The organism is Lysobacter sp. HDW10, assembly GCF_011300685.1.
Taxonomy (GTDB): domain Bacteria; phylum Pseudomonadota; class Gammaproteobacteria; order Xanthomonadales; family Xanthomonadaceae; genus Solilutibacter.
Map to the genome: position 1 here is coordinate 1,905,163 of NZ_CP049864.1, position 14,610 is coordinate 1,919,772.

The 14,610-nt window shown below is 57.5% G+C and carries 15 protein-coding genes and 1 pseudogene; 7 read left to right on the forward strand and 9 right to left on the reverse strand.

Features of this window, described 5'->3' with window-relative positions; translation table 11 throughout:
- Position 1: 1 nt before the first annotated feature.
- The 4 genes from G7069_RS09190 to G7069_RS09205 form a co-directional block, all read right to left on the reverse strand.
- Entirely contained in the window at positions 2–271 is a 270-nt protein-coding gene (locus G7069_RS09190) for a hypothetical protein (protein ID WP_166296849.1), read from the reverse strand.
- Entirely contained in the window at positions 268–522 is a 255-nt protein-coding gene (locus G7069_RS09195; RefSeq protein WP_166296851.1) for a hypothetical protein, read from the reverse strand. Before G7069_RS09195 ends, G7069_RS09190 begins: the two co-directional genes overlap by 4 nt.
- A gap of 79 nt (positions 523–601) precedes the next feature.
- Positions 602–1,714, reverse strand: coding sequence for a tyrosine-type recombinase/integrase (locus G7069_RS09200; RefSeq protein WP_166296853.1), 1,113 nt, complete (start codon positions 1,712–1,714; stop codon positions 602–604).
- Positions 1,715–2,013: 299 nt separating this feature from the next.
- The gene (locus G7069_RS09205) at positions 2,014–2,316 is read right to left on the reverse strand and encodes an antibiotic biosynthesis monooxygenase (protein WP_007182542.1); all 303 of its coding nucleotides are present in this window, start codon (positions 2,314–2,316) and stop codon (positions 2,014–2,016) included.
- Between the two features lie 114 nt (positions 2,317–2,430).
- Here G7069_RS09205 and G7069_RS09210 point away from each other — a divergent pair, with 114 nt between their 5' ends.
- Together G7069_RS09210 and G7069_RS09215 are read left to right on the forward strand one after the other, a co-directional pair.
- On the forward strand, positions 2,431–3,393 hold the full coding sequence (locus G7069_RS09210; RefSeq protein WP_166296855.1) for a helix-turn-helix domain-containing protein: 963 nt from the start codon (positions 2,431–2,433) through the stop codon (positions 3,391–3,393).
- Between the two features lie 158 nt (positions 3,394–3,551).
- Positions 3,552–4,928 (forward strand): diguanylate cyclase, encoded by a 1,377-nt coding sequence (locus G7069_RS09215; protein WP_166296857.1) that lies wholly within the window; start codon positions 3,552–3,554, stop codon positions 4,926–4,928.
- Between the two features lie 11 nt (positions 4,929–4,939).
- Here G7069_RS09215 and G7069_RS09220 read toward each other — a convergent pair whose 3' ends face one another.
- A complete protein-coding gene (locus G7069_RS09220) occupies positions 4,940–5,569 on the reverse strand; it encodes a response regulator transcription factor (protein ID WP_166296859.1) in 630 nt (209 codons plus the stop codon).
- A 29-nt stretch (positions 5,570–5,598) separates the two neighbouring features.
- Between G7069_RS09220 and G7069_RS09225 the strand changes: the two genes are divergently transcribed.
- On the forward strand, positions 5,599–7,164 hold the full coding sequence (locus tag G7069_RS09225; protein ID WP_166296861.1) for a histidine kinase: 1,566 nt from the start codon (positions 5,599–5,601) through the stop codon (positions 7,162–7,164).
- Here the strand turns inward: G7069_RS09225 and G7069_RS09230 are convergent.
- Both G7069_RS09230 and G7069_RS09235 read right to left on the reverse strand, forming a co-directional pair.
- Positions 7,155–7,433 (reverse strand): BolA family protein, encoded by a 279-nt coding sequence (locus tag G7069_RS09230; protein ID WP_166296863.1) that lies wholly within the window; start codon positions 7,431–7,433, stop codon positions 7,155–7,157. The genes G7069_RS09225 and G7069_RS09230 overlap by 10 nt on opposite strands.
- Positions 7,430–7,729 carry a YciI family protein gene (locus G7069_RS09235; protein WP_166296865.1) on the reverse strand — a complete coding sequence of 100 codons (300 nt, stop codon included), beginning with the start codon at positions 7,727–7,729 and terminating at the stop codon, positions 7,430–7,432. Before G7069_RS09235 ends, G7069_RS09230 begins: the two co-directional genes overlap by 4 nt.
- Before the next feature lie 282 nt (positions 7,730–8,011).
- On the opposite strand from G7069_RS09235, the gene G7069_RS09240 reads away from it, so the two are divergent.
- From G7069_RS09240 to G7069_RS09255, 4 genes and pseudogenes are all read left to right on the forward strand, one after another.
- Entirely contained in the window at positions 8,012–8,881 is an 870-nt protein-coding gene (locus G7069_RS09240; RefSeq protein ID WP_240912672.1) for a ScpA family protein, read from the forward strand.
- 4 nt (positions 8,882–8,885) lie between these two features.
- A pseudogene (gene scpB / locus G7069_RS09245) lies at positions 8,886–9,434 on the forward strand (SMC-Scp complex subunit ScpB); the annotation flags it as partial.
- A 152-nt stretch (positions 9,435–9,586) separates the two neighbouring features.
- On the forward strand, positions 9,587–11,221 hold the full coding sequence (locus G7069_RS09250) for a pseudouridine synthase (protein WP_166296871.1): 1,635 nt from the start codon (positions 9,587–9,589) through the stop codon (positions 11,219–11,221).
- A 12-nt stretch (positions 11,222–11,233) separates the two neighbouring features.
- Entirely contained in the window at positions 11,234–12,460 is a 1,227-nt protein-coding gene (locus G7069_RS09255; RefSeq protein ID WP_166296873.1) for an MBL fold metallo-hydrolase, read from the forward strand.
- Here the strand turns inward: G7069_RS09255 and G7069_RS09260 are convergent.
- Both G7069_RS09260 and msrA read right to left on the reverse strand, forming a co-directional pair.
- Positions 12,445–13,245: an amidohydrolase gene (locus G7069_RS09260; RefSeq protein WP_166296875.1), complete on the reverse strand. Its 801-nt coding sequence runs from the start codon at positions 13,243–13,245 to the stop codon at positions 12,445–12,447. The two genes, G7069_RS09255 and G7069_RS09260, sit on opposite strands and share 16 nt — an antisense overlap.
- Positions 13,246–13,247: 2 nt before the next feature.
- Positions 13,248–14,603 (reverse strand): peptide-methionine (S)-S-oxide reductase MsrA, encoded by a 1,356-nt coding sequence (gene msrA, locus G7069_RS10775; RefSeq protein ID WP_205758713.1) that lies wholly within the window; start codon positions 14,601–14,603, stop codon positions 13,248–13,250.
- Positions 14,604–14,610 lie beyond the last annotated feature (7 nt).

Here is a 14,610-nt window from a genome sequence, read left to right on the forward strand (position 1 = left end):
GTCAGCGTGTTTCCAGTCCTTCCAGATACAGCAGGACGTCGGCAAAGTTGGCGACTTCGTACGATCCAATGGTTACTGGCCGCATGTCATAGGTGAAGGGAATCCCGTGCTCCTCGAATGCGTCCATTTGCTCGCGGACACGATTCATTTCCCCGAAGGCGTGAAGCCCGATTGCCAGCATGCGCCGAATATCGGGGATGTAGTCGGCGGCGATGGCGACTTCATGATCTTCCAGCGTCCGCACCGGCGGTGGCATAACATGCGCGTTCATGCGCTGTCTCCATTCGACATAGCTTGAACGGTGCCTTTTCTCGACTCCGATTTGTCCAAAAACTCCATTACTTCGATCATCTCGGCGGCCGTCGCGTTTAGAAGATTTCTAAGCATGATGTAAGTATTCCACGGCCCATCCCGCTTGCCGCCATCCTTGTCTGCCAATCCCTCAAGCACGTCTGCCACACCTTCGACGTTGATCAATATTTCATTAAGTTTGCGCTGCGCATCTAGAAGAGACATTGCCATGATTGAAACTCTCCTTTCAGTTGTGAAAGTCGTCGCCCGGCACTCCCCGGCGGCGCATTACCGGCGGTTGCCGGATTGGTTATACAAACTCCAGTTGTGCGAGTTTGTCGCGTGCGGCATCTTGCACCAGATGCCCATAATGTTTCTCGATCATTTGCAGCGACGTGCCGACTAGCTTGGCCACCGTCAATAGATCCATGCCACCCACGATGGCATCCGTAATCCAGCTATGACGTAACGTGTAAAGCACAGTCTTGTCCGGCACTTTGGCTTTGCTCACTGCTTCGCGGATTGGCGCGTGCCACGCCTTCGAGTCCCATGGCATGCCGTCTGATTGGGTGAACAAATACGCGTTGGGTAACTTCCCTCGGGCGAGCCGGTCAAACAGCTTTCGGGCTGCGGGTGAAAGCGGTATGGTCCGATCGTGCCCCTTTGAAGTAAACCTAATAGAGCCGGTTCGACCATCGTAGTGCTTGCGTAACGTCAGCGCTGGATCGCCCGGGCGGCATCCCGTCAAGATCAAGCATTCGACAATGTCCCGTAGGCTTTCATCGGCGGCTTCCATCAATGCGCGGCGCTGTGCACGATCCAAATAAAGGTCGCGCCTTCCGTCTGCGTCTTTCTCAGGCTTGATTTCCTGCCATTCCAAGGCGCGTTCGGCGGATACATACCGCTTGCGGACGGCACGGTTTAGAGCCGCTTTCAGGGTCGTCAACGTGCGTTTGAAAACAGACGGCGTAAGCGGCTTCACCTTGCGAGCACCTTTCACTGGCACAGGTTCAAATTCTCCCGCCATCATTCGTTGTCGCCATGCTTCCAAATGGCGTTCCCGAATCTGCGATAACTTGATCTTCCCTAGCGGGTCATTCAAGACACACCGCTGGAAACGTTGAAGTGCATCTTGTGCTGCATCCTCGCGTGATTCCGACTTCAACCCCTCCACATAGTCGATGCATGCCTCACCGACTGTTTCCACGTCGCTGGATTTCACGCCCGCCTCGACCGACATGGACCAGCGGCGGGCTTCACGCTTGGCGGTCTCATAGTCATTCGTGGTCGTGACCGGACCCAACGCCATATAGACCTGTTTGCCGTCCTCATTCCGAAAACGGGCGATCCAGTTTCCACCCTGATCTAGCTTGCGGAATCCAACAAACAATCCACGTTCGACGAACCCGTAAAAAATCGACACGCGCTTGCGGACTGCGGACTTCCAATGGGCCAGAAATCTGGCTCGTCCAGACGGCTCTCGGTACCGACACGTTGCAAACAGTCGGTACTTCTCGATAACTACCCGACGAATCGGAACATCTCAGCTCGCCCTGATGTTGCCCCTGCTTGCTGAAGCAGCTTGGAAGTTCTGGTTGCAATATTGCCCCCCAATCGCTGTGGAAGGTAGCTCACTGGGCAAGTGCAATTGGAGGGGGATCGCACGTAGGGCCGTGTGACCCCCATCCTGCAGCGTGACCTGGTTGGGTCAGGGCCGGGTTGTCATGCAGGCAGTTTGGCTGCAAGCAGTTCGACCTTCTCGATATTGGGCGGAGAACTGAGCAAGGTCGCGGCGTTGGCCATCAAGGCCGCGGCGATCTGGCCGTTCAGATGTGCTTGGCGACCTGCCTCATCGGCAAAGGCATCGAACACACCGAACGTCGAAGGGCCAAACTTCAATGCGAACCAGGCCGTGGTGCCGGACTCGGCGTTGGCGAGCGGCAGTGCGCTGGCCAGGAAGTCGGCAAGCGCAGCCTCCTGGCCGGGTTTGGCTTCGAGGCGAACAAACAGGGCGAGCTTGGTCATGATGTATTCCTTTGGGTAAATGGGTTAGGTGAAGGGATCAACGAGAGTGCAGTCTAAGTCTTCAAGACAGACATCTCTATTGGCAATAATGCCAACATTGATATCATTGCTGCCATGAAACTCCACATCCTTGTTTGTGATGGCGTGTTTGATCTGGGGCTTGCGGCGCTCACCGACACAGTGGGCTTAGCCAATGCGATGGCGGGCTCGCTGCCACAGGCTCCCGCGCACATAGAGCTCACGCTGGTGGGCGTGCGGCGTCGCATCCGAACTGCGCAAGGCTTGACGGTCCCCGTGGTCACTGCGCGTGGTGTGCCGGAACCAGACGTCGTGCTCGTGCCCGCGTTTGGCGACAAGATGCCTGACACGCTCTCGGCTCGGCTCACACGCCCCGATGTGCCCGACGCGGTCGCGGCGCTACAGCAGTGGTCCACCACTGGCGCGCACCTAGGTGCCGCTTGCTCCGGTAGCTTCTTGCTTGCAGAGAGCAGCCTGCTTGATGGGCATCGTGCGACGACGTCATGGTGGCTGGGGCCGATGTTTCGGCAGCGCTATCCGAACGTCACGCTGGACGAGTCACGCATGATCGTGAACTCGACACGCTTCACCACCGCGGGTGCCGCTTTGGCCCACGTCGACTTGGCCTTGCGCATCATCCGGGAGCGCAGTCCGGCGCTGGCGGCCCTGGTGGCACGCTATCTGCTGGTCGAGGCACGCAGTTCGCAAGCCGAGTTCGTTATTCCCGACCACCTTGCGCATGCCGACCCGATGGTGGAGCGCTTCGAGTGCTGGGCCAGAAGTCAGCTCGCGAAGGGGTTCTCGCTGGCCGAGGCGGCCAGCGCCGCGGGCACAAGCGAGCGCACCTTGGCGCGGCGGCTGCAAAGCGTTTTGGGCAAGACACCGTTGTCGTATTTCCAGGACCTGCGCGTGGAGCATGCCGTGCATCTCTTGCGCACCGGAAACGCGAGCGTCGACCAGGTCGCCGCACAGGTCGGGTACTCGGATGGGGTGACCCTGCGGGCCCTGTTGCGCCGTAAGCTGGGCCGGGGTGTCAGGGAGTTGCGACGCGGTGGATGACCAGAGACGTTTGGCGTATGTACGGCTGGAGACCGCCGGGAAACTGACGTAGGCCAAACGGCATATTTGGACCTGACAAAACTACTGCCCGCCACGGCGCGCAAGCTCCAGCAGGAAGTTGCATACTGGCCGCATTGTTCGGCTTGCTGAAATAGGACTTGGCAAAGCGCATCGTCACCGTCCACACAGATCACCTCACGGGGAGCAAGTACTTTCTGTTGGTTGTCGCGTCGCTCACCTTTTTATTGATTTTCGGTTTGGGTGAGGTGTTGGCGTCATCGATGCACCGTGCGTCGAATTCGACGCGCGACGTCGAAACGATGACAAACGCTTCCACCGCGCGCACTTTGATCGAACGCGAGCTGAACGCCATTACCACGCTACAAAATGGCCTAGCGGGCTACTTAGCCGTGCGTCATGCACAGTTGCAAGAAAAGGAAGTCGACGAAGTTCTTGGCGTTCTAAAAAAGTCGGCGCCGCATTTGCGCAACATCGGTATCGCAGAAAGCTATCGAATGCGCTACATGTACCCGATGGCCGGGAACGAGCAAGCACTCGGTATGGACTACCGAAACGAACCTGATCAATGGCCAGTCATTCAGCAAATCGTTGCAACGGGTATGCCCGCCATTGTTGGTCCGATCGACTTGGTGCAAGGTGGGCGCGGATTAATCTATCGAGCCCCGCTCACCGTGAACGATCGCTACTGGGGTTTGATGTCAGCCGTCATTGACTCGGACAGCTTGTTCAAAGTTGTGTCGGAGGCAGCACGTACAGATGATTTCAACTACGCCTTGAGAAGTAAATCCGTGATGGGTCTTGAGTCCAAACCCATCGTCGGCGATCAAACCTTGTTTGACCATGCAGGTTCGGTCATTTTGACGGTCGATGTGCCAGGCGGCACATGGCAACTTGCCGTGGAACGACGCAAGGCCGACACCACGTTTGTTGAACGCGCAATGCGACTTTTCAGCATCATTTTGGGTTTGCTGATTTCCGGCACGTTGTATTTGCTGCTGAGGCACCGCGGCGAACTTGCGCGTCTCGTTCGCTATGACGCATTAACGGGCTTGCCCAATCGTCGTTTCTTGGAAGAACGCCACGCAGTGGTCAATGCGCGATTCAAACGCGGCAACACCTTCCCCTGCGCTTTACTGTTCGTGGATTTGGACAACTTCAAGGAAGTCAACGATCACCATGGACACCGCTCCGGTGACTCGGTGCTTCAAACCATCGCCAATCGCATGCGACGCATTACCCGCGCAGACGACATCGTTGTCCGCTGGGGCGGTGACGAGTTCGTTGCGCTCGTTGAAGGCATCAAACCAGAAGATATGGATGCCTTCGTTAATCGCCTGCACGACATCATCGAAGATCCGTTGCAGTTGGGCGAGCACACAGTTCAAGTCGGCGCATCTGTCGGCATTGCGACTTACCCGCCGGACGGTGCGACGTTGGAAGAACTACTTAAGACTGCAGATGCGCAGATGTATGACGACAAGGCGTCGCGCAAAAACGACAGCGCGCACGCCTAAACAACACGCCGCTATTCGGTGATCAGACCACGTTGGTGCGCCAGCTTCCGTAGTTCGAAATCCGACGCCAACGACAATTTGTTCCAGATATTGTTGCGGTGCGAATACACCGTCTTATTGCTGACGTTCAATGTCGCGGCCACGCGTGAAACGGAATGACCACGCGCGAGCAGAAGAAAGACGTTGGCTTCTTTCGTCGTGAGCTCCGGCAGGCCATTGGATTCGGGGCGCTTGCCGCTCTGGCTCATCATGCGCACATCCATGCTGACGTATGTCTCGCCGCGTTGAACTTGCTTCAGCGCTTCCACCAACTCTTCAAACCCAGAGCGCTTGGTGACATAGGCGCGTGCACCCGAATTCATTGCATCCTGAACGTACAACGTGCCTTCGTGCATGCTCATCACAACGACCGGCAGGTCCGGCCGCTTGCCAAGCACTTGGCGCAACACAACCAAACCATCGCCATCCGGCAAAGACAAGTCCAGCACCATGACGTCAAATTGAAGATGCAACATCAGGTCCGCAAGCGCTGCCACACTGCCCGCTTCGCCCACCACCTTCCAGCCCGGCTCCATCTCGAGCAATTGTTTGAAACCCGTACGTACAACCTGATGGTCGTCGACCAAAAATATTCTGAGCATAATGTCACCAAAGGTCAGGTAAACCTTACATGGATTTGAAGCGGAAGTGGCTGGAACGCGATTCGGAACGGATACTCCTTGCGGGGTATCCGTTGTTGATTCTATTGGCAACACTCACCTCCGGTCCTTATGCCAACCTGCTGGCAGGTGTACGCTGCGGTGCGCTGTGGTCGGTCCGTGTCAAACACTGGTGGCTATTGGCGGTCATCGAATGGAGCGTTGTCGGTGGTCTGTGGCGCTATCGAGGCAATTTTCCGGCGTCACTGCCTGAGTGGATGGACCTGTTCGCACCGTTTGTGATGTTCGGGATTGCGCACGTGATGGTCTTCTTTTTTATCCGTCCGAGCACGGCAATTGATTCAATGCGAGCTTTGATTGGCCGACTCTTTGCAGCAGTGATAGCTGTTGGGCTGGCTTCTTTTGCCTTCGTCAATCTGCGCAACCTCGCTGATGACCGAAACATGCAAGGGTTCGCGGTTGCATTGTTTGAAGACAGGGTCGGCACCGGTCTTGGCATGATCAGCATCGGCTTGTTGATCGTGACGTTTGCGCAGCGCAAGTTTCTCGCCGGTCGCGACTTCACGACACGAACGGTGGGCGTTGCCATCTTGCCCGCGTGCATGTTGTTCTCATTGATGCAAATCGACCCGTCCGACGCACACGTCGATCCTGTGATGATTTCGATTTTGCCGCTGCTCGTGGTGTCGCACTATTACGGCGTCCGCATTGCTGTGCTGGCATTCAATGTCTTTGCGGCATGCGCGCTACTCCAACATGGCGAACTCCCCGAGTTTTGGCAATCCGGACGCGTCGAGACCTTTCTTACCATTCTGGGATTCGGCGTCGTCGTCATAGGCGGTTCGTCAGATTTAACCCGGTTGCAGCACGAAAACCTCACGCATTCTGTCGCAGCAGAAACAGAACGCTCTTCAAAAATGAGTGACGTTGCATTGCGCCTCACCCATCAAGAGGAGAAGGACCGCCAGCGCATTGCGCAGGATCTGCACGATCAGCTCGGGCAAGACCTGACCGCAATCGCAACCTATGTGCAAATCGCCAGCAAGCGCACCGAGGACCTCGGCACACTTCAATACTTGAAAACCGTATCGTCGTTGGTGGACGACGCCCATTGGCATTTGCGCGCAATCAACGACAAGTTGCACCCGATTGCACTCAGTCGATTTGGCCTCACCCGCGCACTTGAAAGTGGCCCGGTGATCGAGTTGTTGACTGAACAGGGTTTTGAGTACGACTTCCGTTCAACAGAGGTCGACCGTCATTTACCGGAGAAAATAGAGATTGCGCTGTACCGGATTTGTCAGGAAGCGATCACCAATGCGATCAAGCACGGGAAGAATCGCTGGCTGAGCGTCACATTGGCTCAACACACTATCTCGCCCGACCGTGCACAGCTGGACTTGCGCATTCTTGATGACGAGGGTGAGATCGATGCAAGCAACAGCACGGGCTATGGTTTGCAGGGGATTCGCGACCGAGCGCATTCAATCGGTGCAAGCTGCGAGTTCAATGCCGAAAATGGCACGCCGCGCTTCCACTTGACCGTCGAGTTCGAACCGGTGAAAGCTCAGGCGTGATCCGGGGCCTTTGCATCAATTTGCAGCGCGTGGATATCGGTTTCCATCAAGTCGCCCAACGCGGCATAGACAGCGCGATGTTTTTGTAGGGCACTCATCCCTTCAAAATGCGCACTGACGATTCGCACTTTGAAGTGCCCTCGCCCATCCTTGGCGCCAGCATGCCCGGCATGTCGGTGGCTGTCGTCCTTAATCTCCAAGGCTTCGGGCGCAAAGGCCTGCGCCAGCGCTTCACGAATCCGCGCAACGCGGGTCGCTGCGTCCGTCATGGCAAGACCTTGATGAACGGCCGAACCTCGGTACGTTCAAAGACGCCGCCCAGCGCATAGGGGTCCTCAGCAAGCCAAGCCCGAGCCGCCTCAATGCTCTCGAACTCGGCAATGAGCAGGCTCCCGATGAAGCCCGCGGGGCCCGGCTCCGGGCTATCAATCGCCGGCATGGGTCCAATGACCATCAAGCGGCCTTCCGCCAGCAACTGCCGCGCACGCACGAGATGCGCTTCTCTCAGCGCCGGTCGCTTGGCCAAACCATCGGGTGCATCAAAGCCTTCGAGGATGTACCACATGCAAGCACCCACCTATCCAAAAGTTGACATTCTAGAGCAGCCCACGCCTAGACTTTCCACCGCTGTGCCAGTACCCTAAACGCAAGCAGGTGCCTACGCCGTTGAAGCGCGTCAAGCCCAGCGCCGTATTTGCCTTCCTTTTGAATGACACACGTACTCATGCCATGCCGGCATGTAGACGTCATGGCCTGTTGCCAAAACATGACCGAACAAACCGACGCACCCTCGTCCGAAACGAGTGCCGAGCAGAAACCGCCGAATTCGAGCCCCCAGCAGCAAGAAATGCCGCTGGCGCATGTGCTTGGGCAACCGGTCTTGCAGATCCCCCAAGATCTCTATATCCCGCCGGATGCACTTGAAGTCATCTTGGATGCGTTCGAAGGTCCACTCGATCTCCTGCTCTATCTGATTCGCCGCCAGAATCTGGACATCCTCGATATTCCGGTCGCCGAAATCACGCGCCAGTACGTCGATTACATCCAAGCCATGCACGAGATGCGCTTCGAGCTGGCCGCTGAGTACTTGGTCATGGCAGCGATTCTTGCCGAGATCAAATCGCGCTTGCTGCTGCCGCGTCCGCCGAACGAAGAAGGCCTGGAAGAAGATCCGCGTGCGGATTTGGTCCGCCGTCTGCAAGAGTACGAACGGTATAAGCAAGCTGCCGAAGACATCGATGCGCTGCCGCGTCAGGAACGTGACACGGCAACGGTCTCAGCGCACGTGCCGGAGCGCGCAGAAGTCCGATTGCCGCCACCGGTCGATATCCGTGAGATGCTGCTGGCGCTCCACGATGTCCTCAAGCGTGCAGACCTCTACAGCCACCATGCCATCAAACGCGATGCGCTGAGCGTGCGGCAAAAGATGGGCGAACTGCTTGAAGCCCTGTCTGACGGCACCTTTCATCGGTTCGAATCACTCTTCAATGTTGAAGAAGGTCGACTGGGCATCGTCGTGACATTCCTGAGCTTGCTGACGCTCGCGAAAGAACAACTCATTGAAATCATGCAAGACGCCCCGAACCCGCCGGGCGGCGATGCACCTCACCTTGCGCCGATTTACGTCAAATCGCTCGCATCCGCAGATACACCGGCTGACATTCCCGCGAGTGAGTTCGACGTGGAAGAAGACGCAAGCCCGACGCACAGGAACTAAATCCATGCAGGAAACCTTGGTAAAACGCATTGTTGAAGCCGCGCTGTTGGCCGCGAGCCAACCTTTGACGGTGGTCCAGCTCAACGCGCTGTTCCCGCTGGATGAGCCGGCGCCGGAAGGCAGCGTTCAGGCCGCGTTGGTTTCGCTTCAAGCAGACTGCGCAGAACGGGGTGTCGAATTGGTGGAGGTGGCCTCGGGTTGGCGCTTCCAAGTTCAAGCAGATGTGCATGCATGGGTGGCACGTCTCTGGACGGAGCGGCAAACCAAGTACACACGGGCGACGCTCGAAACCTTGGCATTGATTGCCTATCGGCAACCCATTACGCGCGGCGAGATCGAACAGATCCGCGGTGTGGCCACGAACAGCAACATCATCAAAGCGTTGGAAGAGCGTGAGTGGATCCGAGTCGTCGGCCATCGCGATGTTCCGGGCAAGCCCGAGTTGTTGGGCACGACACGCATGTTTTTGGATTACTTCGGTCTGAAGAAACTGGATGAACTTCCCGCTTTGTCAGAACTGAAAGATTTTGCGGACCTAGAACCCCAATTGCCGTTTGATCCAGATCTAGCACCCATCACCACACAAATCGATCCAGCCGACGCAGATATTGAAGTCGATGCAAGCATTGACCCGGCCCAGGACGAACCCTCATTAGAAGCAACAGAAGCCCTCGCCGATGACGGCGACAGCACCCGGAGTGAATCATGAACGAACGCAGCAAACTTTCCCTCAAAGGCGCCTCAGCTGACGCCGCCCCCAAGCTTGAAGAACGCTTGCACAAAGTGCTCGCGCAAGCCGGGCTTGGCTCGCGTCGCGCACTTGAGCAACGCATTTCATCCGGTGTTGTGATGGTCAACGGCGAACCTGCAACGCTTGGCATGAGCGTCAAAGGGGGCGACAAAATTGAACTCGATGGCCGCAGCTTCGTTGCGACTGCATTGACTGAACCCGCGCGTGTGCTGATTTACAATAAGCCCGAAGGCGAAGTGACCACGCGCGAAGACCCTGAAGGTCGCCCCACCATTTTCGAAGCCCTGCCGGCCTTGAAAGGTGCGCGTTGGATTGCTATTGGCCGCTTGGACATCAATACCACCGGCTTGCTCTTGCTCACCACCGACGGTGAGTTGGCCAACTCGATGATGCATCCGTCGCACGAAGTCGATCGCGAATACGTGTGTCGTGTGCGTCCACCGGAAGGTGAAGAAGAGGTCTCTGACAAGTTGGTTGATCGCTTGCGCCGCGGTGTTGCGCTTGAAGATGGCCCGGCCAAATTCGACGACATCGAACGCATTGGTGGTACGGATTCGCACGATTGGTTTCGCGTTCTGTTGAAGGAAGGTCGCAATCGCGAAGTACGCCGTCTGTGGGAATCGCAAGGTTGCATGGTGTCGCGCTTGAAGCGCATTCGCTATGGCAAGATCCAATTGCCGCAACCCTTGTTGCGCGGACAGTCGCAAGAATTGTCGGAAGCCCAAGTTGAAACCTTGCGTAAAGAGTTGGGCTTGGATGCGGGCGCGCCCTCGGCATTGACCCTGCAACCGGTGATTGGCCAACGTCGCGCTTCGAAAACGGTGCATACATTTGAACGCAAGTCATCCGGTTATGTCGGCGGGCACAGTGCCGCTGACGAAGGCCGTGAACTGCGTCGCTTCGACAACATGCGCGAAGATCGCCGCGGCGGTCGTGGCAATGCGAAACCGCGTGGTGGTTTGACAGTCAGCGGTGATGCTGCAGCAAAACAAAGCCAAGGCCGCTTCAAGATCAAGGGCGGTGAGCGTCAACCAGGCCAACGGATGCGTCCCGGTGAAAACCGTGGCAGCAATCCGGCAGCCATGCGCACTTGGTATGTCCCCGATGGCGTAGAAACCGGCCCGACCGGTCATCGAAACGCAGATGGCTTTAAGCCGAAGCGTCCCGCTGGCCCACGTCCGGGCGGTCCTCGCCCTGCCGGCGCGGGTGCAGGCGGTCCGCGTCGTGGTGGCCCAGGTGCTGCTGCGGGTCCGGCTCGCGGCGCGGGTGCAGGTGCACGCAGTCCGTATGGTGCACGTGGCGCCTCGGGTGATGCCGCACCTTCGCGTCCGAAGTACCCCTTTGGTCATCCGGGCAATGCGCCGAGCTTCCCGTCAGATCACGCCAACCCAGGCAGTTTCAATCCCTATGGTGACCGCCCACGCAGTGCCCGCCCAAGCGGCCCGCGTCCGGCCGGGGGTCGTCCAGGCGCCCCGAACGCAGGCAAGCCCGGTGGTCGACCAGGGCCGGGCCGCCCAGGTGGCGGACGCCCTGGCGGTGGACGCCCGGGTGGCGGCGGCAATCGTGGCCCGCGAGGCGGCGGCTTCTAATCCTGCTTAGGGATGACTCCGAATACGCAGCGGCGTTTGCGCCGCTTAAGCCGCCTCGCGCTATTTTTGCTCTTGAGCGTTCTGGCGCTCTTTGTATTTGCCTGGGTGCTTGTACGCGTCGACCCCGCCTTTGGCGCGAGACCGGCAGGCGCAAGACAGGCGCGCATAGAACGCAGCCCGCAATGGCATGTGGATCGCTTCCAGAATCCGAATCGGATGTGGAGCGACACCAATGCGCTGACCATCCTCGGCATGCTGAAAAAGGTCCCTTCGCAAGCACCAACCGCGGGCGTGCCCTATGTCCACGACACCGCACAGCGTCTCGCTATTGCACCGCGCAGTGGATTACGCATCACTTGGTTCGGACATTCTTGGTCGCTGGTGGAAATCGACGGCATCCGCGTCTTGATCGACCCGATTGCCAGTGTGCGTGCCTCGCCTTTCCAGTTCCTTGGACCTGAAAGGTGGTTTGCGCCGCCCATGCCACTGTCGCAATTGGCCAACGTGGATGTCGTGCTGGTGTCGCACGACCACTATGACCATCTCGATATGGCATCGATCAAAACACTCGCAAAAGGTCCAACACGTTTCGTCGTGCCCTTAGGCGTCGGTGCGCATCTCGAACGCTGGGGTGTAGACCCTGCGCGAATTACCGAACTCGATTGGTGGGAAGGCGCACAGGTCGACGCAGTGACCATTCATTCGACGCCGGCAAGGCACGCATCCGGGCGCGTCAATCCACAACGCAATCGCACACTTTGGAGTGGTTACGCAATTGCGGGGCCGAAGCATCGTGTGTGGTATTCCGGCGACACGGGTTTGACGGATCAATTCAAGGAAGTCGGAAAACGCTACGGCCCGTTCGATGTCACGATGATTGAAAGTGGTCAATACGACGCACGTTGGCCTGATTGGCACATTGGCCCGGAACAAGCGATCCAAGCGCATCTTTGGGCGCGCGGAAAGTACATGATGCCCGTGCACTGGGGGCTCTTTAAATTGGCACGCCATGGTTGGACCGAACCTGCGGAGCGCGTGCTCGCAGCAGGCCACTGCGCCAATGTCGCGGTCATAACACCGCAGCCTGGCATGCCCTTCGAACCCGGTCTCGATACGTCTACGCGTTGGTGGCCCGATGCTGCTTGGGTCGGCGCGCGTGTGACACCCATCGTTGCTTCGCGCAATGGATCCAAGGCGGATCTGTATCCGCCACTTGCCTGTGCTCAGTCGACCGAGTAAACGTCCGCATCATTGAGTGCCGGAAACCGTGCGCGATGAAGGGCCAATTCTTTGCCATCCAAGACGGCGTCGATGACGCCTTCGTCGTCGCGCAAGCTCACAACTGCTTTCCCAAGATAGTCGATAACCGCACTGTCACCCGAGTAATGAAGGCCGTTACCGTCGTTACCGACGCGGTTCACACCCACGACATAACAGAGGTTCTCAATCGCGCGTGCACGCAGTAAGGTCTGCCATGGATAGTCTCTGACTGACGGCCAATTCGCGACGTAGATGAGAAGATCGTAGAGCGGCTGGTTGTCTTCATCCAACCCGTTGCGAGAAAACACGGGGAAGCGCAAGTCATAGCACACCAAGGGGCAGATTCTCCAACCGCGCCACTCGACAATTAATCGGTCTCGGCCTGCCGCATACCGCTCGTGCTCATGCGCAAAGGTAAACAAATGTCGCTTGTCGTAGCTGCGAATCTCGCCATCGGGCGTCGCAAACAACATTCGATTGAATACCCGCCCATCCTCTGCAATCTGCACGCTGCCGCACAGCGCGGCGTCCAACTGTTTAGCCTGCGCTTGCATCCACGCGACGGTCTTGCCATGCATGTCCTCGGCGCCTTGCACGGCATCATTCGAGAACCCTGACGTAAACGTTTCGGGTAACACGATCAAATCCGTCTTACCGCGCAGATGGCCGATCAACTGTTGATAGTGTTGGCGATTGCCTTCGGGATCGTGCCAACGTGTATCGCCTTGAACAAGGTGCACACGCAAAGGGGACGTTTGACTCATTCTCAGTTCCGCGCAGTGGACTTATCTGGAATGAATTTCAACACATTCCCATTGATGCAGTAGCGTTTTCCGGTCGGCGGCGGTCCGTCATCGAACACATGGCCCAAATGAATGCCCGAACTGGCACTCTTGACCTCGGTGCGCACCATACCCTCACTCGTATCCTGCGACAGCACCAAAGCACCTGGCACAGGATTGAAGAAGCTCGGCCAACCCGTGCCGCTGTGGAATTTCGTATCGCTTCTAAACAACGCGGCGCCGGTAATCGGGTCGACATAGGTGCCCGGTCGTGTCTCATCGAGCTCAGAACCCAAATTGGGCGGTTCGGTACCCTTTTCAAACGCAATCTTTTTTTGCGCATCTGAAAGGCTTTGATAACCGAGCCATTGCCAGAATTTTTGCGGCCCGCCTGTATAGCCGGTATAGCGCGACACTTCCTTACCGTGTTTGAAATACACAATCGTGGGCGTCGCAAACAACGGCTTGTTCAATGTCCACCCTTGTGGCGCATTCGTTCCCCAAGTTTGAACAAAGGGCACGTCCGACTTCCAACCCGCCAAGACCTCTTTGTCAAACGCCTTGCAAAACACGCAAGTCTCCGCTTCATAGATGACGAGTTGCCCATTGGCATCGAGTGACGCACCGGTGGGCACTGCGTAGCGCGGGTCACGCGACGCGTCTTCTCCAGCGAGCGCGAATTTGACGCCGGTTCCACCGAGACCGCAGTAGCCGTTCGGATTCTTTTTCAAGTAGTCCTGATGCACTTCTTCGGCGCGGTTGTAGTTGCGAAGCGGCAAGATCTCGGTCGTGATGTCACCGTAGCCTTCGCGCCTCAGTGCGACTTGATATGTCTCTTTGGTTTGCTCGGCCAATGCGCGTTGCGCGTCGTTCGTAAAATAGATCGCACTACGATAGTTGCTACCGAGATCGTTGCCTTGCCCACCGACTTGCGTTGGGTCATGGTTCTCCCAAAATGCAGCGAGAATCTGCGCCAAGTCGGTGCGCGTCGCGTCATACGTTACTTTGACGACTTCGGCATGATTGCGCGCTTTGGAACGCCCTGACCGCAAAGCCGCCTCTGTATCGAGCACATCTTGGTAACGCACTTTGGCCGCATCACCGCCTGCGTAACCCACTTCCACCTTGAGCACACCCGGCACTTCGCCCATGCGCTTCTCTGCGCCCCAGAAGCAACCCATACCCAAATAGATGGACTCGGTCTGTGCGGGATTGATCGCCGCCTGCGCATCCATGAGTGTGATGCGCGGCTTCTGCAGAAGGAAGAACGCCACGCAGGCCGTGATCAACACGGCCACGAGTGCCGCCCAGTACATCTCGGATTGAATAAGTCTTTTCATTCGAGAA

Excerpts from the sequence above, each read along its gene's own strand:
- G7069_RS09190 (WP_166296849.1), bottom strand. The coding sequence starts at position 271 with ATGAACGCGCATGTTATGCCACCGCCGGTGCGGACGCTGGAAGATCAT.
- G7069_RS09195 (WP_166296851.1), bottom strand. The coding sequence starts at position 522 with ATGGCAATGTCTCTTCTAGATGCGCAGCGCAAACTTAATGAAATATTG.
- G7069_RS09205 (WP_007182542.1), bottom strand. The coding sequence starts at position 2,316 with ATGACCAAGCTCGCCCTGTTTGTTCGCCTCGAAGCCAAACCCGGCCAG.
- G7069_RS09210 (WP_166296855.1), top strand. The coding sequence starts at position 2,431 with ATGAAACTCCACATCCTTGTTTGTGATGGCGTGTTTGATCTGGGGCTT.
- G7069_RS09220 (WP_166296859.1), bottom strand. The coding sequence starts at position 5,569 with ATGCTCAGAATATTTTTGGTCGACGACCATCAGGTTGTACGTACGGGT.
- G7069_RS09225 (WP_166296861.1), top strand. The coding sequence starts at position 5,599 with ATGGATTTGAAGCGGAAGTGGCTGGAACGCGATTCGGAACGGATACTC.
- G7069_RS09230 (WP_166296863.1), bottom strand. The coding sequence starts at position 7,433 with ATGACGGACGCAGCGACCCGCGTTGCGCGGATTCGTGAAGCGCTGGCG.
- G7069_RS09235 (WP_166296865.1), bottom strand. The coding sequence starts at position 7,729 with ATGTGGTACATCCTCGAAGGCTTTGATGCACCCGATGGTTTGGCCAAG.
- G7069_RS09240 (WP_240912672.1), top strand. The coding sequence starts at position 8,012 with ATGCCGCTGGCGCATGTGCTTGGGCAACCGGTCTTGCAGATCCCCCAA.
- G7069_RS09250 (WP_166296871.1), top strand. The coding sequence starts at position 9,587 with ATGAACGAACGCAGCAAACTTTCCCTCAAAGGCGCCTCAGCTGACGCC.
- G7069_RS09255 (WP_166296873.1), top strand. The coding sequence starts at position 11,234 with ATGACTCCGAATACGCAGCGGCGTTTGCGCCGCTTAAGCCGCCTCGCG.
- G7069_RS09260 (WP_166296875.1), bottom strand. The coding sequence starts at position 13,245 with ATGAGTCAAACGTCCCCTTTGCGTGTGCACCTTGTTCAAGGCGATACA.
- msrA (WP_205758713.1), bottom strand. The coding sequence starts at position 14,603 with ATGAAAAGACTTATTCAATCCGAGATGTACTGGGCGGCACTCGTGGCC.